This is a genomic window from Spirosoma pomorum (genome assembly GCF_054776615.1).
This window is the reverse complement of sequence record NZ_BAAHBP010000001.1, coordinates 1040555-1062520: the sequence shown is the minus strand read 5'-3', so window position 1 is coordinate 1062520 and position 21966 is coordinate 1040555. Positions and strand designations below refer to the sequence as shown.

General features: G+C 51.2%; 17 protein-coding genes. 6 read left to right on the top strand and 11 right to left on the bottom strand.

Annotated elements, in window-relative coordinates; all coding sequences use genetic code 11:
* Window positions 1-117: 117 nt before the first annotated feature.
* Entirely contained in the window at window positions 118-3411 is a 3294-nt protein-coding gene (locus tag ACYVAD_RS04425; protein WP_461138246.1) for a S41 family peptidase, read from the top strand.
* A gap of 70 nt (window positions 3412-3481) precedes the next feature.
* Here the strand turns inward: ACYVAD_RS04425 and uvrA are convergent, their stop codons facing one another.
* Window positions 3482-6349 carry an excinuclease ABC subunit UvrA gene (uvrA, locus tag ACYVAD_RS04420; RefSeq protein ID WP_461138245.1) on the bottom strand — a complete coding sequence of 956 codons (2868 nt, stop codon included), beginning with the start codon at window positions 6347-6349 and terminating at the stop codon, window positions 3482-3484.
* A gap of 395 nt (window positions 6350-6744) precedes the next feature.
* Here uvrA and ACYVAD_RS04415 point away from each other — a divergent pair, with 395 nt between their 5' ends.
* Entirely contained in the window at window positions 6745-7791 is a 1047-nt protein-coding gene (locus ACYVAD_RS04415; protein WP_461138244.1) for a ribonucleoside-diphosphate reductase small subunit, read from the top strand.
* Window positions 7792-7937: 146 nt separating this feature from the next.
* Here ACYVAD_RS04415 and ACYVAD_RS04410 read toward each other — a convergent pair whose 3' ends face one another.
* The 5 genes from ACYVAD_RS04410 to ACYVAD_RS04390 all read right to left on the bottom strand — a co-directional run bounded on the left by ACYVAD_RS04410 (window position 7938) and on the right by ACYVAD_RS04390 (window position 12610).
* Complete coding sequence (locus ACYVAD_RS04410) at window positions 7938-9359, bottom strand: glycosyltransferase family 39 protein (protein WP_461138243.1); 1422 nt, start codon at window positions 9357-9359, stop codon at window positions 7938-7940.
* Window positions 9360-9404: 45 nt separating this feature from the next.
* Entirely contained in the window at window positions 9405-10451 is a 1047-nt protein-coding gene (locus tag ACYVAD_RS04405) for a glycosyltransferase family 4 protein (protein WP_461138242.1), read from the bottom strand.
* 48 nt (window positions 10452-10499) lie between these two features.
* A complete protein-coding gene (locus ACYVAD_RS04400) occupies window positions 10500-10967 on the bottom strand; it encodes a regulatory protein RecX (protein WP_461138241.1) in 468 nt (155 codons plus the stop codon).
* 42 nt (window positions 10968-11009) lie between these two features.
* Window positions 11010-11924 (bottom strand): TIGR01777 family oxidoreductase, encoded by a 915-nt coding sequence (locus ACYVAD_RS04395; RefSeq protein WP_461138240.1) that lies wholly within the window; start codon window positions 11922-11924, stop codon window positions 11010-11012.
* 131 nt (window positions 11925-12055) lie between these two features.
* Window positions 12056-12610: a hypothetical protein gene (locus ACYVAD_RS04390; protein ID WP_461138239.1), complete on the bottom strand. Its 555-nt coding sequence runs from the start codon at window positions 12608-12610 to the stop codon at window positions 12056-12058.
* 324 nt (window positions 12611-12934) lie between these two features.
* On the opposite strand from ACYVAD_RS04390, the gene ACYVAD_RS04385 reads away from it, so the two are divergent.
* The 3 genes from ACYVAD_RS04385 (at window position 12935) to ACYVAD_RS04375 (ending at window position 15544) form a co-directional block, all read left to right on the top strand.
* On the top strand, window positions 12935-13525 hold the full coding sequence (locus ACYVAD_RS04385; RefSeq protein WP_461138238.1) for a TetR/AcrR family transcriptional regulator: 591 nt from the start codon (window positions 12935-12937) through the stop codon (window positions 13523-13525).
* A gap of 108 nt (window positions 13526-13633) precedes the next feature.
* Window positions 13634-14359, top strand: coding sequence for an SDR family oxidoreductase (locus ACYVAD_RS04380; RefSeq protein WP_461138237.1), 726 nt, complete (start codon window positions 13634-13636; stop codon window positions 14357-14359).
* Window positions 14360-14542: 183 nt separating this feature from the next.
* Window positions 14543-15544 (top strand): NADP-dependent oxidoreductase, encoded by a 1002-nt coding sequence (locus tag ACYVAD_RS04375; protein WP_461138236.1) that lies wholly within the window; start codon window positions 14543-14545, stop codon window positions 15542-15544.
* A gap of 270 nt (window positions 15545-15814) precedes the next feature.
* Here the strand turns inward: ACYVAD_RS04375 and rimK are convergent, their stop codons facing one another.
* The 4 genes from rimK to ACYVAD_RS04355 are packed head-to-tail and all read right to left on the bottom strand — an operon-like array spanning window position 15815 to window position 19609.
* Window positions 15815-16723 carry a 30S ribosomal protein S6--L-glutamate ligase gene (gene rimK / locus ACYVAD_RS04370; RefSeq protein WP_461138235.1) on the bottom strand — a complete coding sequence of 303 codons (909 nt, stop codon included), beginning with the start codon at window positions 16721-16723 and terminating at the stop codon, window positions 15815-15817.
* A 28-nt stretch (window positions 16724-16751) separates the two neighbouring features.
* Window positions 16752-17255 (bottom strand): ATP-dependent zinc protease family protein, encoded by a 504-nt coding sequence (locus tag ACYVAD_RS04365; protein WP_461138234.1) that lies wholly within the window; start codon window positions 17253-17255, stop codon window positions 16752-16754.
* Between the two features lie 5 nt (window positions 17256-17260).
* On the bottom strand, window positions 17261-18403 hold the full coding sequence (locus ACYVAD_RS04360) for a DNA polymerase III subunit (protein WP_461138233.1): 1143 nt from the start codon (window positions 18401-18403) through the stop codon (window positions 17261-17263).
* Between the two features lie 12 nt (window positions 18404-18415).
* Complete coding sequence (locus ACYVAD_RS04355; RefSeq protein ID WP_461138232.1) at window positions 18416-19609, bottom strand: putative sugar nucleotidyl transferase; 1194 nt, start codon at window positions 19607-19609, stop codon at window positions 18416-18418.
* Between the two features lie 191 nt (window positions 19610-19800).
* Here ACYVAD_RS04355 and ACYVAD_RS04350 point away from each other — a divergent pair, with 191 nt between their 5' ends.
* Window positions 19801-20898 carry a hypothetical protein gene (locus ACYVAD_RS04350; protein ID WP_461138231.1) on the top strand — a complete coding sequence of 366 codons (1098 nt, stop codon included), beginning with the start codon at window positions 19801-19803 and terminating at the stop codon, window positions 20896-20898.
* 207 nt (window positions 20899-21105) lie between these two features.
* Here ACYVAD_RS04350 and ACYVAD_RS04345 read toward each other — a convergent pair whose 3' ends face one another.
* Window positions 21106-21645: a hypothetical protein gene (locus tag ACYVAD_RS04345; RefSeq protein ID WP_461138230.1), complete on the bottom strand. Its 540-nt coding sequence runs from the start codon at window positions 21643-21645 to the stop codon at window positions 21106-21108.
* Between the last annotated feature and the right edge of the window lie 321 nt (window positions 21646-21966).

Sequence of the window (21966 nt, the reverse complement as noted above, 5' to 3'; positions counted from 1 at the left end):
CAACGTAAGGGAGCATACGTTTCGTGTTTAGCTGCGTTGTTATTCGTTGGGGCTGCGCGAGCCGAATAATTTAGGGGATACTGGTGGACTCTGCGCGTTCAAAACGTAAATTCGCCTATGCACAAAAATTTACGACGCTTCATCACGCTTCTGCCTCTACTAGGCAGCCTAAGCCCAGTTTTGTTAGCGCAGTCGAAGAAGACAGACGCGCGGGTAGAACCCCGATTTGCCTTCGCGGAACCGACAATCTCGCCCGATGGGAAGGAAATCGCTTTCATTTCCGGAGGTGATATCTGGACGGTACCCGCCGGTGGGGGCGAAGCCCGCTTGCTGGTCGCTCACGCCGACAACGAAACCCGGCCGCTATATTCACCCGACGGGCGATACCTGGCATTTGGTTCAACCCGGACAGGGAACGGGGATATTTACATGCTGAAATTGGCAACTGGGGAGCTCCGGCGGCTGACCTACGACGATGCGCCAGAGACGCTCAGCGCCTGGTCGCGCGACGGGAAAATGGTTTACTTTCAGTCGGCCAGCCGGGATATCTCCAGCATGAACGACATCTGCCGGGTAGCCATTGCGGGTGGAACACCCATGCCCGTCACGGCTGACCGGTATGCGAGCGAGTTCTTTGGCGCGCCCTCGCCCGATGGCACAATGCTGGCGTTCTCGGCAAGAGGCATTGCCGCTGCCCAGTGGTGGCGAAACGGCAGTAGCCACCTCGACCAGACGGAACTCTGGACCTGTACGATTGGGACAAAAAAAGGCGACAAGCCGACCTACGAACGGCTGACCGAAGGTGGCGCGAAAGAGTTATGGCCCATGTGGAGTGCCGATGGGCAGACGCTTTATTACGTGTCCGACCGCGGGGGGAAACAGAACCTGTGGTCGAAGCCGTTGAAAGGCCAGCCTACCATGTTGACCTCGTTCAAAGACGGCCGGGTACTGTGGCCAGCTATGGGTCAGGATGGTAAGTCGATTGTGTTCGAGCGCGATTTTCAGATCTGGAAATACGACATAGCATCCAAACAGGCGTCGCCAGTAGCGATTCAGTTGCGGGGTGCAGCAGCCGGTTTATCGGTCGATCACCTGAAATCAACCAACCAGTTTCGGGATCTGGTCGTATCGCCGGATGGAAAAAAGGTTGCCTTTACGTCACACGGCGAAGTATTTGCCGCTTCGGCGAAGGACGGGGGCGACGCTATCCGGGTGAGTAACAGCCCGGCGGTAGAGTCGCAACTGGCCTGGACGCCCAATAGTCAATCGCTGATCTACGTCAGTACCCGGACGGGTACGGCGAACCTATTCCGGTATGATTTCGCTACCCGCGATGAAACCCAACTCACCGACGATAAACTGGATGATAGTTCGCCGGTCATCTCGCCCGATGGGCAATCAGTCGCCTTCGTACGAAACGGGCAGGAGTTGCGCGTACTGGAGCTAAGCAGCAAAAAGGAACGGCAGCTTTATAAAGGGTATCTGGGCCGGGCACCATTTTCGAGTACGGGGGCCGTTGTCTGGTCACCGGATGGAAAATGGTTGGCGTTTGCGGCTTACGGCACCAAGACTTTTCGTAATATCTGGGTCGTACCGGCCGCTGGTGGTGACAGCCGCCCGGTTAGTTTTCTGGCCAATACGTTCGGCGGTAACGTAAACTGGAGTCCTGATGGGAAATACATTCTGTTCAATACGAACCAGCGAACCGAAACGGCGCAGGTCGCCCGGGTTGATCTGCTGGCTCGTTTGCCTAAATTCCGCGAGGATCAGTTCCGGGATTTGTTCAACGAAGAAATTCCGAAAACGCTAAAACCTGCTACGTCGCCCAAACCGGCTGACAAGACACCCGTGCGCGATACATTGGCCGGTACCGAAAAAGCGAAATCTGCTGATAAAACCGCTACCCGGATTGTGTTTGACGACATTCGGCAACGGCTGACGCTGCTGCCGCTGGGTATGGACATCGACGCGCAGACGATCAGCAAAGACGGAAAAACCTTGCTTTTGACAGCGAGCGTGGCTGGGCGTGAAAACCTCTACACGTACTCACTGGATGAAAACAGTAGCGAACGGGCGGTAGCTCGCCAGCTGACCAGTACACCCGGTGGCAAAAGCAACGCGCAATTTTCGCCCGACGGGAAAGAGGTTTTCTATCTGGAACAAGGGCGCATTCAGACCGTATCGCTGGATAAGCGTGAGCCCAAACCGCTGAGCGTAACAGCCGAACAGGACATTGATTTCTCCACGGAGAAGCTGCAACTATTCAGCCAAGCGTGGGATGTACAAAACAAAGGGTTTTACGATCCTGAGTTTCATGGCGTAAACTGGCAGGACGTTCGCAAGACGTACGAACCTCTGGCGGCTGGTGCCCGTACGCCCGATGAATTACGTCGACTGTTGAACCTAATGGTTGGCGAACTGAATGCCTCGCACTCGGGTGTCGGTGCTCCCGCTGGTTCAGCGGATATTTCGACGGGGCGGCTGGGACTGCGCTTCGACCGGGTTACGTATGAGAACACCGGCAAACTGCTGATCACCGAAGTCATCGCCCTGAGTCCAGCCGCCATTGTCGGTACGATTAAACCGGGCGATTATCTTGTCTCGATTGAAGGCGTGTCGACTGATGAGAAAACGAATCTGGATCAACTGCTGAGTAATAAGATCAACCGGCGCGTAACGCTGGGTATTGCGTCATCACCTACGGCCAAAGCCACGGACGTAAACGTATCGCCAGTCAATTTAGCTACGGAGAAAGGTCTGTTGTACAAACAATGGGTGCAGCAACAGCGCGAGTACGTGAACAAAGCCAGCAAAGGCCGGCTAGGTTACGTGCACATGTTCGATATGTCGGCCGAGTCGCTGAATCAGCTTTACCTGGACCTCGATGCCGATAATCACGCCCGCGAAGGTGTCGTTATTGATGTACGGAACAACAATGGCGGGTTTGTGAACGCTTACGCCATCGATGTATTCGCCCGAAAAGGTTACCTAACCATGACCTCCCGCGGTTTACCAGCGGCCCCAGCGCGAACCCAACTGGGCCAGCGAGCGCTCGAAACGCCAACAATTCTGGTGACGAATCAGCACTCACTATCCGATGCTGAAGATTTCACGGAAGGCTACCGGACCCTGAAACTGGGTAAAGTAGTCGGTGAATCCACGGCGGGCTGGATTATCTTTACGTCAGCCGCTCAGCTAATCGACGGATCGACCATCCGGCTCCCATTTTCCCGCATCACCGATAACACGGGCAAGAATATGGAGCTGGCTCCTCGTTCGGTCGATATTCCTGTATCGCGCCCAATTGGGGAGAGCTACACCGACAAAAACAGTCAGTTGGACGTAGCAGTCAGCGAATTGCTGAAAGAATTAGAAGTTACGAAAGCCAATAAGACATCGACTGGTAAATAAGAAAATGGGCGCTCTCAGAATTAGTTGAGGGCGCCCGCTGCTTTTTCAAGTATCTTATCTAATCGTGTAGTTACGCTTCCAACTCCATCTTCAGGAATTTGCCCGTATAGCTTCCTTTCACTTCAGCTACTTTTTCGGGGGAGCCTTCGGCGATAATCTGACCACCTTTGTTGCCGCCTTCTGGCCCCAGGTCGATCAGGTGATCGGAGACTTTGATGACGTCCAGGTTATGCTCAATAATCAGGACGGTGTTGCCTTTGTTGGTCAGTTTATTCAATACGTCGAGCAGGTGCGCGATGTCCTGGAAATGCAATCCCGTTGTCGGTTCATCGAGGATGTAGAGCGTTTTGCCTGTGTCTTTCTTCGATAGCTCTTCGGCCAGTTTGACACGTTGTGCTTCACCCCCGGAGAGGGTTGTTGCATGTTGCCCAAGCGTAATGTAGCCCAGTCCCACATCATTTAGCGTTGTTACTTTGCGCAGAATCTTGGGTTGGCTGGCAAAGAACTCCAGTGCCTGCTCAACAGTCATATCCAGTATATCGGCGATAGATTTACCTTTGAACCGAACCTCCAGCGTTTCGCGGTTGAAACGTTTGCCTTTGCAGGTTTCGCACATGACATGCACGTCCGGCAAAAACTCCATTTCAATCTTTTTCATGCCCGCGCCTTCGCAGTCTTCGCAGCGGCCACCTTTGACGTTGAACGAGAATCGCCCCGGTTTGTAACCCCGTATTTTTGATTCGGGCAATTCGGCGAAAAGCGTCCGGATTTCCGAGAACATACCCGTGTACGTCGCCGGGTTCGAGCGGGGCGTCCGGCCGATGGGCGACTGGTCTACTTCGATTACTTTGTCAATATGTTCTAATCCTTCAACCGTTTTGAACGGTAATGGCTCGCGCTTCGATTTGTAAAAATGCCGGTTCAGAACCGGAAACAGCGTTTCGTGAATCAAGGACGACTTACCGCTGCCCGACACGCCCGTAATGGTCACCATTCGGCCGAGGGGCAACCGTAATGTTACGTTCTTTAGATTGTGGCCCGTCGCGTTTTTGATGACGATGAATTTGCCGTTGCCTTTCCGGCGTTCGGTGGGTACCTCAATCTTACGTCGACCGCTAAGATAAGAAGCCGTCGTGCTGCCGTTTTTCAGAAACTCTTCGGGCGTACCGATACCCACGACCTGACCACCATGTCGGCCCGCGCCGGGGCCAATATCCAGGATGAAGTCCGATTCGAGCATCATGTCTTTGTCGTGCTCAACGACCAGTACTGTGTTGCCCAGATCGCGCAGGTTCTTCAGCGAATCGATCAGCTTTACGTTGTCGCGCTGATGCAGCCCGATACTGGGCTCATCCATGATGTAGAGGACACCAACGAGTTGGGTCCCGATCTGAGTAGCCAGTCGGATGCGCTGCGCTTCACCGCCCGAAAGCGTACGTAACGATCGGTCAAGCGTTAAGTAATCTAAGCCGATATCGATTAGAAAACCGATACGTTTCCGGATTTCTTTTAGAATCTCTTTGGCAATAACATTCTGGCGATTGCTCAGGCGATTTTCCAGGCCATCGAACCAGGCGGTCAGTTCCGAAATGTCCATGCGGGCCAGTTCGGAGATGTTTTTCTGGTCGATCCGGAAATAAAGCGATTCCTTACGTAGTCGGGCACCGTGACACTCTGGGCAGGTCTTGACGACCATGAAGTCTTTCAGCCACTCCTGAATTTTGTCGGTGCTGTTTTCCTGCTGCCGTTTCAAAAAGCTAATGATGCCTTCAAAGCGGGGCGCGGGCGTTTCTGCTTTCCCTTTCTTTGGCGCGACTTCCTCTTCCTCATCAGCCCCGTATAGCAGTACTTTCAATACGGCCTCCGGGTATTTGGCAACGGGCGTACTGAGATTTAGCTTATTCCGTTTGAGCAGCGATTCAATCTCCCGGAAAATCCACAGTTCACGGTATTCTCCCAGCGGAGCGATGGCGCCCCGACTAACGCTCAGCGATTTATCCGGAATAACGGATTCTTCCGTAATTTCTTCGATTACTCCCAGCCCGTTACAGACTGGACAAGCACCGTAGGGCGAGTTGAAGGAAAACGAGTTCGGCGATGGCTCGTCATAACTAATGCCCGACTCTGGGTCCATCAAGTTCTGGGAGAAATAAACCAGCGACCCGGTACCGTCAAGCATTTGCATGGCTCCCTTTCCCTGTTTGAGTGCCGTCTGTACCGACTGGCTCAGGCGGTAGCGATCTTCGGGCTTGGGGACAATCCGGTCAATTACAATCTCAATATCGTGAATCTTGTACCGGTCGAGCTGCATCTTCGGCACGATTTCCTGTACCGTACCGTCGACGCGCACTTTGGTGTAACCCATCTTGGCGATCTGCACGAACAGTTCACGATAGTGCCCTTTCCGGCCTTTGATAACGGGGGCTAACAGCGTCAGCTTCTGACCAGCGTAGTGTTCCAGGATCGTATCAATGATCTGGTCCTGCGACTGGCGCTCCATTTTACGCCCCGTTACGTACGAAAACGCTTCGCCAGCGCGGGCGTAGAGCAGGCGCAGAAAGTCGTAAATTTCCGTCGTCGTACCAACCGTCGAGCGGGGGTTTTTCGACGTAGTTTTCTGCTCGATGGAGATAACCGGACTTAGCCCATTTATCTTGTCCACGTCGGGGCGCTCCATATTGCCGATGAACGAACGGGCGTAGGCCGAGAAGCTTTCCAGATAGCGCCGTTGGCCTTCGGCGTAGATGGTATCGAATGCCAGCGATGATTTGCCGCTGCCACTAATACCGGTTACAACCACCAGCTTATTGCGGGGGATCGTAACGTCAATGTCTTTCAGGTTATGTTCACGGGCTCCCAGCACTTCAATATGCTCGTAGCCCGTCAGGTCAATATCAGATAATCCGGCCTGGTGTCCGGTTGCTTTTTCGTCGATCACGTTGTCGTTGGTTCAGCCTATCGTTGAGGTCGGCTTATTCTAGAAAACAACGTAAAACAGGCGGGGGGAGTTTCCGGTAAGTGGTTGGATTTGATGGGTTGGTACGGTTGTTAATTTGTTTGATTAGCCGGGGCATACTCTAGAGAACGAGCCGTTTTTTGCATTAGCTCAAAAACGCTGAACTATTTCAAGAACTTAATAGTAAGTATCTATTTTAAGTAACTGATTAATTGTAAGTTACAAGGGTGAGTTATTAGTAATAAATGGGTTGTGCCGATTAATCAACTTGGATAAGCGGCCAGAACGCCTAAATTTGTTAACTCGATTTCGCTTGCTTTCAGACCCGTCATCTTTTGCGTTGGCCGGGTCTTCATCGTATAAAATACAGCCACATTATGTTACAGAATGAAGTAGTTGAGCCGATTCTACAGGAAGATAAAGGCCGCTTTGTGTTGTTCCCAATTCAGCACTGGGATATCTGGGAATACTATAAAACGCATGAAGCGTCGTTTTGGACGGCCGAAGAGATTGACCTCGGTCAGGACCTGAAAGACTGGGCTAGCCTGAACGACGGCGAACGGCATTTCATTTCGCACGTATTGGCGTTCTTTGCCGCATCGGATGGGATCGTCAACGAAAATCTGGCCGTTAACTTCCTTTCGGAGGTACAGTACGCCGAAGCCAAGTGCTTCTACGGATTTCAGGTGATGATGGAGAATATACACTCCGAAACCTACTCGCTGCTGATCGATACGTATATCAAAGACCCGGTAGAGAAAGATCGGCTGTTGAACGCTATTGACACGATTCCTTGTGTACAGAAAAAGGCGGAGTGGGCGCTGCGCTGGATCGATAATGGTACGTTTGCTGAGCGGCTGATTGCATTTGCTGCTGTAGAAGGTATCTTCTTCTCGGGCTCGTTCTGCTCGATCTTCTGGCTCAAAAAGCGTGGATTGATGCCGGGTCTGACCTTCTCAAACGAGCTGATTTCGCGCGATGAAGGTCTGCATCGTGATTTTGCGTGTATGCTCTACACCGATCACATCAAGAACAAAATGCCGGAGTCGCAGATTTACGACATCATACGTAATGCGGTGGAGATTGAGCAGGAGTTTGTGTCCGATGCGCTTCCTGTATCACTCATTGGCATGAACGCCGAATTGATGAAGCAGTACATTGCTTTCGTCGCCGATCACCTGCTGGTAACCCTGGGCCTGCGGAAGTTATACAACGTAGCAAACCCTTTCGATTTCATGGATATGATCTCGCTGCAGGGTAAGACGAACTTCTTCGAAAAGCGCGTGGGTGAATACCAGCGTGGTGAGGTCATGTCAAAATTCCGGTCTATGAAAGCACAGGCGCAGCAGCCTCAGGGCGCTGAGCAGACGACCGTGCCGGTAGCGGAAGAACCGAAAGGATTTACTATGGATGCTGATTTCTAAGTCGACTTAGAAGTGAGTTTTCTCAAACCAGGAAGGCCCTGCGCGAACAGTGTTCAGCAGGGCCTTCCTGGTTTTTTCTTACACTAAAAGAAATAAAGAGTTAACGTTTATACGTCATCGATAGCCAGCCTTAGTGGCCGTAGAAGTTACCGTTGTCGCTCGTAGATGCTGGTCATATCATCGCGAAAGATCCGTTTGTAAGCACCTATCTGATCCGGAGCGTCAAGCGGAATGACATAGCTGGCCGTCTTATACCCATCGCTTACTACATACTTGGCATTCTCCTGATCCGCCAGCCGAAAAAATTCTTCCAACGAAGCGTTTTTATGCTTCGTTGCGTAATAGCTCAATCCGTGAATCCGATAGTTGTCCATCTGACCAAAGAAAAAGCTGATGGGGGCTATGATCCTGGTTTGCCGATCAGGCATGTGCTGAGCCAGCGCATCGTTGTAGGCAGGAACGTAACGAGTCGTGTAGTTCTCTTCCAGTACCTTTCCGATGCTGAACAACGCAAAGCCGTAATAAACGATCAACATGCCCACGCCGACTCGTTGTTGCCAGATCGGACGGGCTGGCAGGTAAACGGTCAAGCACTGGGAAGCCAAGAGAATTAACCAGGGGACAAAAAGAATATAATAGAAGTCAAAATTACTCTTCGTTAACAGCCAGAACGAAACGACGAGTAGCGTCAAGTACAGGGGGACAGGCTGAGAAAGTGATATTTCTCGTCGGAAAGCAAGTATGCATAGAAGTACCAAAACGCTCAAGGGAACTTCACCGTGACTATGAAAAAATAGTTGGTGGTAGTTAAGCATTACGTGTAGCTTATCAATCAGCTTAAAATTGGATTGCGTAGCTGGGTCATTGATAAACTGATCGAGCATAAAGCCAAACTGATTGTCAGCCAGCGCATCAAGACCATATATGCCCAGGGCAAGGACACCGAATAAACTGAACCAGATTACGGGTCGCCAATTGGTTTTTACCAATAGCCAACCTACCCCTGCAACTAGATAAATAATTCCGTTCAAGTGGGTCAGCGCTGCCAAACCCGCCAGGCAGCCGGCGAGTAGTAGGTTCGGTGGTTTGTTATTTGGTCTGTCTAGGGCCAGATAGGAGCCTAGCCCCAACAGCATACACATAATCTCAGGCCGATTGATGGAAAAGTACCGGATGATTACTCCACAGCCGAAATAGAGGATAACAGCCAGCAACTGCTGTTTTTTCGACGTTCGCTGATTGTAAACCCAGATCAGGTAACCGGCGGCAAGAGCACACAATGTCGTAAGAATCTTGCTGGCGGGCAGCGAAAAGCCGATTAGTTTCATAACCAAGGCGCCCGCGTAAATAAACAGTTTGTGGAAAACGTAGATCCGGTCTTCCCACCCATTCAGCCCTCGAAATAATTCGGAGCGAACCCATCCGTCTTGCACCAGCCAGTAGGACTGTTCGGCAAACCAGGCATCGTCAAAATGTTCAGCTCGGTGGTAGCAGGTAAACAGGAGCGCAACTAGCAGGATAAAAAAAGCAATGGTAAACGGCTTTAACGAAGAGGGAAGAAAGGACATCAACGTAACGGTTGGGTGAATATGGGCTCTCTGAAACGGAACACCTTAGACACGCTGGTACAATTTCCAGTAGTCGGCTGCAACGGAAGCCCAGCTAAATTTCTGGCTCTGCGCCCGTAGGCGATCCGGCATTGTAGGATCGTTCTTGTAGGCAGCTATACCAGACCGGAACGTATCGACAACGGTGTCCGGAGTAAAATCGGGGAAATAAAAGGCTTCATTGCCCCCCACTTCGGGCAGGCTCGTCAGGGGCGATGAGAAGACGGGTTTCCCGAATGACATGGCTTCGATTACCGGAATTCCAAACCCTTCGAGCCGGGAGGGAAACATGAACGCGTCGCAGTTGGCGTATAACCACCACTTGGTTGCTTCATCGACAGGGCCAGGGAGGACCACCCGGTCCGCAACGCCCAGTTGGTTTGCCTGCTCCCGGATACGTTGGCTGTAAGCGGGTTTGTCGGGACCAGCCAGCACCAATTGGTAGTCAGGAAAAGCTTTCAGGATCGGTAGCAGCGTATGGACGTTCTTGTACGGTTGCAGCATACCGATGAAGAACAAAAACGGTTTATTGGGCTTGACGGATGGAACTTGGTCGGGTAGGGCGTCGGGCGTATTGACTCCGCAATAAATTACGTCGACGGGGGTTGTTGGTGGTACCACTAACTGTTGTTTAACGTCCTCAGCTACGTAAGCCGAAATGGTCGTTATGGCCGTTGCCTGGTCAATAGCCTGCTGATAACGACGTTTTTGCTTAGCTTTCCTAGCCGCCGAATAATCCGGCATGGACAGGTAGTTTAAATCCAGAATCGTATAGATCAGCTTGCTCTTGCGCTGAGGCAAAAAACGCGATCCCTGATACAACGAGTGCCACACATCGAACGTCCAGGGGTGAATCATCCGACGCCAGCGACTGGCTACAATGTACTTCGCCCGTGGACCAAAAACACCGACCAGATTCTTGGGGACTAGAAAAGTCAACTCCCAGCCGGGCGGTTGCTGCCGAACCAGCTCATGGCCCAGATTCAGACAAACCTGACCTAATCCACTGGTAAGGTTGGACATCCGTTCTGTGTCAAGAAAAAGGCTGGGCATACGGTCGGTGGGAAAATGAACCGTAAAATTGGCTAAAAAAGGGCAGTTTCAGAAACTAGCTTCTTCGTTACCCAGTACCGAAAAAATCAGGTCTGACTCGTACCCTTTGCTGAGGGCGTACCGTACGAGCTTTTGTTTAATCACCAGCGGATTATCGTCGCGCAGGCTCCGTCGCTTTTTATCGAGCAAATCGGCAAGTGTTGTTCGATAGTCATCAGACGCAATTTCTTTCATGGCCTGATCGAGGTTGTGGCCCGTGATGCCACGCTGCTGCAGGTGCTGTTTAATTTTCCGTTTTCCCCAGCCTTTAACCCTGAATTTGCCACCAGCAAAGCTTTTGGCAAACCGCTCTTCGTTCAGATAATTCTGCTGAATCAGCTCGGCAATAACTTCTTCGGCATCATCGGACACTACCCCCCAATCCTTTAGTCGGTCGCGAACTTCCTGCTGCGTACGCTCCTGGTAGGCGCAGAACATAGCGGCTTTGCGCAGAGCATCTTTTAGATAGTCAGTCATGATACCAGAAGAACAAAAAAAGCGCCTGTTTACTTCCCTTGCTTATGGCTTCAGCAGATTTTCCAGCGCCAGATGCAGGTCTGCGTATTGGTACTGGAAATTCGTTTCGTCAGCGATCCGTTTGTTCAGGACGTAGTTGCCGCCCGTTACGGTGGTTGCCATCTCACCGAACATCAGTTTGATGGCGAAAGCTGGAATGTTGGGCAGAATCAGCGGACGATGCAGGACGTTGGCAATCGCATGCGTCAACGACTCATTGGTTACCGGGCCTGGTGCTACACCATTGTAAACGCCTTGCCACGACTCATCCTGAATCGCCTGGATATAGATACGGCATAGATCATCGAGGTGAATCCAGGAAATGTACTGCTGCCCGGAAGCCAGCGGAGCGCCCGCTCCCAGCCGGATGGGTTGGGCGAGTTTGGGTAACGCACCGCCGTCCGGAGCGAGTACTACGCCCGTCCGAATTTTTACCGTTCGGATACCGAGGGCCGCGACCTGATCTTCGGATCGCTCCCAGGCACGCGTAACCTGTGCCAGGAAATCAGAGCCACCGGAACTAGTTTCATTCAAGGGACGATCGCCGGTATCGCTGCCGTAATAGCCGATGGCCGAAGAAGCAACGAACGATTTTACCTGGTGCGAATTTTTGGCCAGCGCCTGCGCCAGCAGTTCCGTAGACTGCGTGCGGCTGTTGAGGATTTCGTCTTTTCGCTTGTCGGTCCAGCGCTCGTCGGCCACGCCCGCTCCGGCAAGATGAACGATGTGATCCGCCGTCATGATTGCCTGTGGATCAAGGTGCCCTTTCTTGATGTCCCATTGGTAGACCTTGACGTTTGGCATGGATTCTAGCGATCGACTGAGGTAACTGACCTGGTATCCTTGCTGCTGCAACAGCTGAGTCAGGCGACGGCCAATAACGCCTGTGCCGCCAGTGATAAGAATAGTCTGTTTCATCCGGTGAGTCTGTAAATAGTACTATCTACATAACCGACCAAGATGCATTGGGTTTGCCAAAACAGGAGGCTTATACGATAAGAGAGAAGCGATCAGAAATTAAATAGCTGTAAGTCAACAATGAAATTACTTTACGCTCGCCACTCTTTCGGTAAGCCAAGTTGGCGGGCGTATTGGGCTGGCGCGGCATAATTGACCCAGCTCAGTAGTTTGTTGATATCATCAGCGAATTCGATGTGGTAATCAGGATCGAGTTTCGCCACTTTTTTGAGCGCCTGCTCCGCGCGTTTGGCAATATACTCGGCAGCTTTGTCGGTCCGGGAGTTATATTTCTGCAGCAGGTGCGCGTTGTGGTCGTAGAACGTATTGAGCATGTACAACATCAGCTCCACCTCACCGTATTTGTCCTTCGTTACCTTCAGGTGACGTGTAATGTAGCCACTAACGGTGCGCATGTCCATCATGACCCACCCCGCCGAATCCTGGCCCAGATTCGCCGTCCGGCGGATAAATTGCCGGATCAGCTCACGTCGTTCTTCGACCGTACTGCCTTCTTCGACCAGCTCGAACTGAAGTTTCTCGGTTAGGGTCGCGTCTTTGGCAACCAGACGTAAAAGAAGTTTGTCTTTCTCGCCAACCGGCATCCGCACAATGGCTTTCTTGAGTTCAGGGTCGAGCGTGGGCATGGGCAAAGATAGGAGAAAAGGAGGAATAGGAGAAAAGGGCGAATATGGGAAGAAATGAAGAAAACGCGTCAGTAATTCGCTCCGCTTCGGCGGTCCGGACGATTCACTAAATCATAAATTAGAGCGATTCACGAACAATCAAATGGCAGACAAAAGTATCGTATAGATCGCTTGAGAGTATAGAAACAAGAAAGCTATTTGCGGCAATTAGCAAGCAATAGTAATTGATGCCTGTAGAGGAGCATACTTACAAAATATCAAAATTATTATTGCTTGAAAAATATACTATTTAGTATATTTGCGGACTGACTAGCAATTCATGCCATGCTGACGAAAGCTGAAAGGACAAAGCAGTTTATCTTGGAAACGGCGGTTCCCCTGTATAATACGAAGGGAATCGCTGGGGTGAGTATAGACGATGTGCTTACTGCCACAAAGCTGACAAAAGGCTGCCTGTATGGTCATTTTCAGAGTAAGGAAGATCTCTCTGAGCAGGTCATTGATTTGGCACTGCGTAAAACTACCGACCGAATGCGCCAGGCTATTTACAACGCCAAAACGGCAAAAGCGAAGGTGTTTGCCTTTCTGGATTTTTACAAAGATCCAATGCAGACCTTTATTCCAGGTGGGTGCCCTATTTTTAATACGGCTGTCGAAGCTGATGATAGCTACCCAATTATCAAACAAAAGGTGGCCGCTTTAATCAGAATCGGTCAGCAGGAGCTTACGCAGGTGCTGGAAGCCGGTATTCAAAACGGTGAATTCTCGACTAATCTGGACCCAAAGGCCTTTGCCTTTAAAATCGTGGCCGCAGTAGAGGGCGGGCTTATCATGTGCAGGATCCTGGAATCTGTAGAGCCAATGCAGACATTGATTAAAAGCCTGAAATCGGAACTGACCCAGTACAAACCTTAATTTTTTTTGTCAAAAAATAGACCATTTGGTCTAAAATGAGCTAATAAAATGACGCACATTAATTACCCAACCATTGATTAAACCACCATTTTTAACGAATCGAAAACCATGAAAACGACAGGGAATACCGTATTTATCAGCGGAGGCAGTGCAGGCATCGGGCTGGCGATTGCCAAAAGACTGAGCGCAGCAGGCAACAAAGTTATCATCAATGGGCGCAGTGCCGAACGGCTGCAAAAAGCCCTGGGCGAGCTGGAATGTGCGGTAGCCATTCAGGGCGATCTGTCGCTGGAAGCGGACCGGGTCCGGATCGTCCGTGAACTGGCCGAACAGCACCCGGACGTCAATATCGTTGTCAACAATGCGGGGACTGCGTTTATGAACGACCTGAGCGACAGCACCAATAACGCGACCGAAAAAGCTTACCAGGAGATCAATACAAATTACCTGAGCATCATTGATTTTACGGCCAAAGTACTGCCCCAGTTACTGAAACAGGAGGCTGCAGCCATCGTCAACGTAACGTCCATCGCGGTTTTCCGGGGTAACAAATACCTGCCGACGTACTCGGCCAGCAAGGCCGCTCTGCACAGCTACACCCAGGGCCTGCGCGATACGTTTGCCAACAATGATAAACTGAACGTCTACGAAGTATATCCGCCCCTGGTCAATACGGAGTTTTCGGCCGAGATAGGGGGCGCCAACGGCATTCCGGCTTCGGAAGTAGCCGACGAACTGTTTCTGGCGCTGGCTACCGACCAGTTTGAGGTGCCGGTTGGCGATGCTAAACGATTCCATCAGTTAGCCGAGTCGCTTTCAGCCAGCAGCCATTGAGAACAGTATACCAGCCATTCTCTACAATTAGAATTCACTAAAGCGCGGCCATGACAACTCACCAGTCAACCTACACGACGGTACCGACCCAGTTCGTTACCGCTGCCAATGGCATTACGTTCGCCTATCGCCGGCTTGGTCAGTAGAAGGACCAAAAAACGTCCTCACAAAAAAGCAATTACCATGAAAGCATTCATGATTAACAAATACGACAAGGCGGGGGGCATGCAGCTCACAGACGTACCCGAGCCCGTAGTCAATGACACGGATGTGCTGGTAGCCATTCATGCGGCCGGGCTAAACCTGCTGGACACCAAAATAAAAGCCGGCGAGTTCAAGCTGATTTTACCCTACAAACTCCCCCTGATCATGGGCCACGACGTAGCGGGGGTCGTTACCCAGGTGGGCAAACGGGTGAAAAAATTCAAGATTGGCGATGAAGTGTACGCCCGTCCAGCCGACGGCCGGATCGGCACTTTCGCCGAATGCATTGCCATCGATGAAAACGACGTAGCCCTTAAGCCCAAAAATATTTCGATGGTGGAAGCAGCTTCTCTGCCGCTGGTGTCGCTGACCGCCTGGCAATCGCTGGTGGAACTAGCTCACCTGAAAAAAGGGCAGAGCGTGTTCATTCAGGCGGGTTCCGGTGGGGTTGGTACCGTCGCCATTCAGCTTGCCAAACACCTGGGGGCCACCGTCGCTACCACTGCCGGAGCCGCCAGTTTCGACGCCCTGAAAAAGCTGGGTGCCGATGTACAGATCGATTACAAGACCCAGGATTTTGAAACGATCCTGGCCGACTACGACGTCGTGTTGAACAGCCAGGACACAAAAACCCTCGAAAAATCGCTGAACGTAGTGAAACCCGGTGGTACGATCATCTCCATTTCGGGCCCGCCCACGGGTGATCTGGCGGATCAGAAAAACGCGCCCTGGTTCGTAAAAATCGTGCTGAACTTACTGAGCATGGGCATCCGGCGAAAAGCCCAAAAGCGGAACATTACTTATCAGTTCCTGTTCATGCGGGCCAGTGGCCAACAACTGACCGAAATTAGTAAACTGGTGGAAGCGGGTATCATCAAACCCGTCGTAGACAAGATTTATCCGTTTGAGCAAGCCAACGACGCCCTGGTTTACGTGGAAAGTGGCCGGGCCAAAGGAAAAGTAGTCATCAGCATCAACTAACTCACTCATTAAAACGCCAGTAGTATAAAGCAGGTATAATGCCTGAAAGCAGTTTGATGCTATCAAAACGGCTTTAAGCCGAATAATCAGTCTCATAGCTGATGACTTGCCCGCCGACGAACTAATGGTTGGCCTGGCAACCGGCATCTGGAGCATTGTAAGCCTGAGAGCAGGCGAAAACCATAACAAACCGCCAGAATTTTTTTATACCGAGATTATACCGTTTGAGTGTGGTTCAGATCAGTGAAAAATGGACACTTAGTGCCGCCGTTAAACCCCCACCATATCGCTTTCGTCAGCGCGGATTTTGTCTTCGATATAGGCGATAATATCGGCGGCAATGTCCAGGCCGGTGGCCGTTTCGATGCCTTCCAGGCCGGGCGATGAATTGACTTCGAGCACCAGCGGGCCCCGGTCGGAGGGAAGCATGTCGACACCCGCGACTTTCAGGCCGAGTGCGCGGGCGGCTTCGATGGCTGTCTGCTCTTCGTCCGCGGTCAACGTAACGGGAGCCGCGTTGCCGCCCCGGTGAATGTTGGACCGAAACTCGCCGTCGATGCCCTGCCGTTTCATGGCCCCGACTACACGGCCACCGACGACAAACGCGCGGAGATCGGAGCCCTTGGCTTCCGCAATAAACTCTTGGACCAGTACGTGTTTCTTCAGTCCGTAAAAAGCTTCAATGGTTGACTTGGCGGCTTTACTGGTTTCGGCCAATACAACACCGATTCCCTGGGTCCCTTCGAGTAACTTGATGACGACAGGCGGCCCACCCACCAGCTCGATCAGCCGCGTTACGTTGCCGTTTTTTGGGTGATTGGCAAAGACCGTTTTGGGTAATTCGACACCCGCTTTGGACAGAACCTGCAAGCTCCGCAGCTTATTCCGCGACCGACTGATGGCCTGCGATTTGGCTGTGGTAAAGACCTTCATCATCTCAAACTGGCGTACAATCGCGCAGCCGTAGTCGGTTACTGATGCACCAATACGAGGAATGATCGCATCTACGGAGGTGAGCTCCTGACCTTCGTACAATACCGAAGGTTTACCGCCCTCGATCATCACCTGGCAGTTAAGATGGTTCAACACAATGGCTTCGTGATTCCGCTGTTGAGCGGCTTCGAGTAGCCGACGGGTCGAATATAATGTCGGATTAGTCGACAGGATGGCGATACGCATCTGGAAAAGATTAGTCAGAGGTCCGTCATTAGGCCGACGGGCCATCGGTTGAGTTTGTCGAAGAATTTTTTTGTTGCGGGCGGTTCTGCTGTTTGGCCGCGTAGGAAAGGTTTTTCTGAGCCACGTCGACCACAAAACGGTTGCGTAACAGCCGACGGCCCAGTAACACCGGAAAGCGAAGCTGTTGCCGATCGGCCAGAGAAAATTCGGTTTGAATAATTTCGCCGAATAGAACAAGGCGCAACTCGATGACGTACCGCAATTCGGCCACGCCGAATGAGTTACGGATCATTCGCTGGCTATACTGATTACGGGTAAACGGACGAGAGACCTGTCCGTGCTGATCAATAGTTCGGAAATGCAGGATCGAGTGCGTTTCTGACGGAACAAGCCATACGTCGTGGCAGTGTAGCGCCGAAGTCAGCGCTCCCGTATCAATTTTAGCCGGCACGTCGGTCAGGCCCAGATCAGGGAAGTCGATCCGATCAGTCATACCGATAAGCCGGTTGGGTAAAAAATCGCGGGCTGTCATACCGGTCAGGAACGAATCAATCGGCTAAACGTCAGTGACATATCCAGCATCAGCATTTTGGCGCGGGCGTTCCGTTCGAGGTGATACAGAGCCTCGTTCAGATCGGATACAATTCGCTCGATGTGCTGAATGGTCAATACTTTGGCGAAGTTCTTCACAAACGCCAGTTCGTCGTCGGGTAGCCGTAACAAAGCACTGGCCCCCTGCTGCCACAAAAACAGATCGCGGTATAAACGAAGGCTATATTCGAGCACCCCTTTCTGTTTTTCCTTGCTGAATGCATCAAACTGGTCGGCCTGCTTGACAAGCATAATCAGATCCTGCCGGTAGCAGGTACGCATCCACTCGGCAAACCAGGTATGGGTGTACGAGCTTTCGATTCCGCCGGCTTCCGATCGGCTACGTTGCAGGGCCTCCGATAGGTCGCCGTCGGCTAGGTACGCCAGTCGCCGGGCGGTGGTTTCGTCCAGATTCTGGTGCTGCCGCAGGTAGGTAGCTACCTCTTCGTCGGAGAAAGCTGAAACGGCCACGCGCTGCGTCCGGGACAAAATCGTGATCAAAAGTTTATCCGACTGATTTGTTACCAGCAGAAATAAGGTTTGGGCGGGGGGCTCTTCCAATACCTTCAGCAGGGCATTGGCCGACGTAACGTTCATCAGTTCCGGCAACCAGATCAGCATGATCTTGTATGCCCCCTCGTACGATTTTAGCGACAGTTTCTGTAAGATATTCCGGGCTTCCTCGGCCGAAATGTTGCCCTGCTTGTTATCAGCGCCAACCGTTTCGAGCCATTCTGACAACGTTCGATAAGGCTGGTCGAGCAGGAATTTACGCCAGTCGGCCAGGTAGGCTTCGGAGGTTTTGCCTTTCGCCATGTTCGCCACCGGGAACACCATGTGCAGGTCAGGATGGACGAGCTTCTGCATCTTGACGCAGGACGCGCACCGCCCGCAAGCATCGTCAGCCAAACCGTCAGACCGCTGTTTATCCTCGCAGTTGACGTACTGAGCCAGGGCTAGCGCCAAAGCCAGGTTAGCGCTCCCTTGCGGACCATCGAACAACAGCGCGTGGGCGAGGTGGTTTGTCTGGACCGCTCGCAGCAGCAACTGTTTGGTATCGTCCTGACCAATAATTTCGTTGAAAAGCATATTGGCTGACGGTTAACGATGAGATTGCGGATGGTCGGCAATCGTACGTAGAATCGATTCTTCGACGCCATCGAACGACTTTCCGCGCCGGGCGAAAGCCTCGCGGGCGACCTGTAGTGCCTTGTCGATCCGATACGTTGTGAACCCGTCGGTAGTACCGCCCCAGGCAAACGACGGAATGAATTTCGGCTGAAAATTACCGCCGAAAACGTTGGTGCTGACACCGACCACCGTGCCCGTATTGAACATGGTGCTGATGCCCACCCGCGAAAAATCGCCCAGCATAAGGCCACAGAACATACGCCCCGTGTCTTCAAGCTGCCCCGTTACGTAGGAGTGGAGCTTGACGCTGCTGTAATCGTTCTTCAGGTTCGAGTTGTTGACGTTGGCGCCCAGGTTACACCACTCGCCAATGACCGCGTTACCCAGAAAACCGTCGTGCCCTTTGTTGCTGTAGCCAAAGAAAACGGCATTGTTGACCTCGCCACCCACTTTGCTAAACGGGCCGACGGTAGTATTAGGGCGCATCTTTCCACCCAGATTAACCGCTGATTCCTCACCCAGCGAAAACGGTCCGACAATGATGGCACCTTCGCTAACCGTTGCATTCCGGCCAATGTAGATAGGTCCCGCTTCGGCATTCAGGATGGCGGCTTTCACCGTGGCACCTTCTTCCAGAAAGATGTTCTCCGGGGCATAGCAGCGCGTAAACGGATCGGTGATGAGTTGTGATTGGCGACCGGCGGTAATCCGGGCAAAGTCGGCACGGATCTGTTCGCCGTTAGCCCCGAAAATGTCCCAAACGTGCCGGATAATCGTCAGCGGTTGGGTGAAGGGCTGAAATGAGTACGTAGTATCGTTGGCGCTTGGAACCTCGGTCAGCGTGCGTTCGGTACGTAACGCTAGCAGCATTCCATCGGGCGTAGTTAAGCCTTGATCAAACTCCAGACGATCTATAGCCTGCTGGAGTTCGGATGTTGGACACAGAGCTCCGTTAATGTATAAATTATCGACCCCGGGGAGTAGCGGAAATTTCGGTTGTAAATACGCCACCGTCAAAAACGACGGCGCAACGTTGACCGTGTCGGCCCATTTTTCGGCCACCGTCTGAATCCCTACGCGAATACCAGCTACTGGGCGGGTAAACGTAAAGGGGAGTAACGCCGTGCGCAGCGTGGGTTCGTCGAATAAAATCAGATTGGACATTTTTTTATCGATGAAAGACGAAAGATAAAAGATGGGAGCTAACAGGTCGGCCTGAGCATTAGTCTTTCTTTTTCTATCTCACCTCGTTCTTCTTGTTCTAAATAGCAAATATCCGACCTTAAATCGGAAAAGCAGAGGCTAAACCAGGGTCTGTAATGAACGTAGCATTTTCTTAACATTGGCGCTTACTTTTGTCGAAATCATTGCCCGTTTTGTTGACGCCCGACGTACTCATTAACCGGATTACCCGCTTGCAGCAGCCTGATGGTTTGTTTGCATCATACCGGAGCAACGCGACGTTGCGCTACCGGCGTTCGGATACCAACATCTTTTTTACGGTTATTACCGTCTTTACGTTGCAGCGGTTGCGGGAGTCGGTTTCGGTACCTGCTCAGCAACAGATCGACCAGATTGCCGAACGGGCCGAACGGGCGTACGGGCGGTTCCAGAATAAAGATGGTCTGAAAACGTATAACTTCTGGCCAACGCGTCCGTCGCAGCATTTTTCCAACGGCTACCTATTTCGGCATTTCGAACATTTCCGCATCCCGGACGATATTGACGACACGGCGATGGTCTACCTGACTACGGAAACGACATCGACCGAGCGTCTGTGGCTAAAGGAGAAACTAAGTCAGCACGCTAACGGGAGTCAGCCACCCCGCCTGATCCAAAATACGTATCCCGACTACCAACAGTTACGAGCCTATTCAACCTGGTTTGGCAAGAACATGCCCGTCGATTTTGACGCCTGTGCGCTGAGTAATCTGCTGTATTGGGTGTATCAGAATGATTTGCCCCGCAATCAGCACGATGCCGACGCGTTGACCTACATACGGTCGATCGTTGAAACGGGGCGGTACGTAACAGCGCCATTTCAGTGTGCTCCTCATTACGCCCGAACCTCGCTACTAATCTATCACCTGGCGAGGTTGCTCAATGCGTTTCCTATTCCAGAACTGGAAGTTAGCCGACCCCGACTGATTGTCGACGCATACGAACAATGCAATCGAACTACAAACCAGCTGGATCAGGTATTATTGACAACGGCGCTGCACTGGTTGGGTGAGAGCCCATCCCCCGTTGATCTGGCCAATATTGAACAGGCGTTTGATACGTTTCATTTCTTTATCGCGGGCATGCTGACCGCTTACGAGCAGCCTTGGTTGCGCCGATTTGCCGACCAGCGCTGGGTGCAGATGCGCTGGCAGTGCGAGGCCCATAATTGGGCGTTGCTGACCGAGTACCGGGTGCTAAGTGATAATAATGGGAGGACAAAAATTACGTAGCAACTGGTTTATTTTTGCAGACTGAATATTTCCTGAGTAGATGAACGTTATAAAAAAACTGATCTACGAATATCCTTTGCTTTAAGGTTAACGCGAGCCGCTAATTATAAACAATACTGCCACGTCAAATAGTAAATAAAGCACGGGTCAAGTATAGAATAATTTAAGCAATTAGTGTTTTTACGTCGGCTAGCAACGAGATAGATTTTACTTCATCTTTCCTACATAAAGCGATAGATTCAGGCCAGCAAAAGAACGTTTTGAATTAAGGTTACCAAAGGCGGTAACGCCGATGCCTACGTGTTTCAAGGACGTAATAAAACGAATTTCTGCTGGTACGCCTGTTGTCTTATAGCTGATAAACTCATAGTACTTGCCAGAACCCCAGAGTGGATCGGGGTCAGTATAGAGGTGTTGCCCTCGATTGTTTCCCCAGATACTGCTCAAACCAGCTGCAAACCGAAAATTTCCTGTTCTGACGCCGTACAGAAGGCCTAACTCATTGACTTTTATGCCGGGCTCAACGGCTTGCATGAACTCAGCGTTGACTGAATAACGGCCAATCAATATTGATCGGTTGTTCGCTGGTTCATAGCCCGCAGCGATCATTCCACTCAGGAATTGAGTCTTGCCAAGGCCCCCGCTTAACCAATAAGTACTTTTCTCCCGTATCTGTTGCGCCTGACCTGGATTATTACTCAGCGATGCAATTAATAAAGCGACAAAAAACGTAAAACAATTACGCATGTAATGAAAGAAAAAATATAAATATTGAAAAATAAGCCTACTTACTTTTCTAAGTGTATACCATTCATTACGAATGATGTTGCAGTGTACAAAACTATATTGAGTAATAAAAAAAGAAATCGTAATTGTTGGTAATTAATAGCTATTAGTTAATTTTTTAGAATATACTTAGTAATTATTTTTGTTGTGAATAGAGTGTATTTAATTGATAGATAGTTATTTATACGGTGTATAAAAATCTACTTTTTTAAATCATCCCCTACTCTTGGTAAAGCAGAATCTATAGTGTCAGGAGTGGAAGCAGTTGCTTCCTGTTCGGTA

Bases quoted from the DNA above. Each gene is read 5' to 3' on its own strand.
- ACYVAD_RS04345 (WP_461138230.1), bottom strand. From the start codon at position 21,645: ATGCGTAATTGTTTTACGTTTTTTGTCGCTTTATTAATTGCATCGCTG.
- ACYVAD_RS04355 (WP_461138232.1), bottom strand. From the start codon at position 19,609: ATGTCCAATCTGATTTTATTCGACGAACCCACGCTGCGCACGGCGTTA.
- ACYVAD_RS04410 (WP_461138243.1), bottom strand. From the start codon at position 9,359: ATGTCCTTTCTTCCCTCTTCGTTAAAGCCGTTTACCATTGCTTTTTTT.
- ACYVAD_RS04385 (WP_461138238.1), top strand. From the start codon at position 12,935: ATGCTGACGAAAGCTGAAAGGACAAAGCAGTTTATCTTGGAAACGGCG.
- ACYVAD_RS04390 (WP_461138239.1), bottom strand. From the start codon at position 12,610: ATGCCCACGCTCGACCCTGAACTCAAGAAAGCCATTGTGCGGATGCCG.
- rimK (WP_461138235.1), bottom strand. From the start codon at position 16,723: ATGCGTATCGCCATCCTGTCGACTAATCCGACATTATATTCGACCCGT.
- ACYVAD_RS04375 (WP_461138236.1), top strand. From the start codon at position 14,543: ATGAAAGCATTCATGATTAACAAATACGACAAGGCGGGGGGCATGCAG.
- ACYVAD_RS04395 (WP_461138240.1), bottom strand. From the start codon at position 11,924: ATGAAACAGACTATTCTTATCACTGGCGGCACAGGCGTTATTGGCCGT.
- ACYVAD_RS04405 (WP_461138242.1), bottom strand. From the start codon at position 10,451: ATGCCCAGCCTTTTTCTTGACACAGAACGGATGTCCAACCTTACCAGT.
- ACYVAD_RS04365 (WP_461138234.1), bottom strand. From the start codon at position 17,255: ATGACAGCCCGCGATTTTTTACCCAACCGGCTTATCGGTATGACTGAT.
- ACYVAD_RS04400 (WP_461138241.1), bottom strand. From the start codon at position 10,967: ATGACTGACTATCTAAAAGATGCTCTGCGCAAAGCCGCTATGTTCTGC.
- ACYVAD_RS04380 (WP_461138237.1), top strand. From the start codon at position 13,634: ATGAAAACGACAGGGAATACCGTATTTATCAGCGGAGGCAGTGCAGGC.
- ACYVAD_RS04425 (WP_461138246.1), top strand. From the start codon at position 118: ATGCACAAAAATTTACGACGCTTCATCACGCTTCTGCCTCTACTAGGC.
- ACYVAD_RS04415 (WP_461138244.1), top strand. From the start codon at position 6,745: ATGTTACAGAATGAAGTAGTTGAGCCGATTCTACAGGAAGATAAAGGC.
- ACYVAD_RS04360 (WP_461138233.1), bottom strand. From the start codon at position 18,403: ATGCTTTTCAACGAAATTATTGGTCAGGACGATACCAAACAGTTGCTG.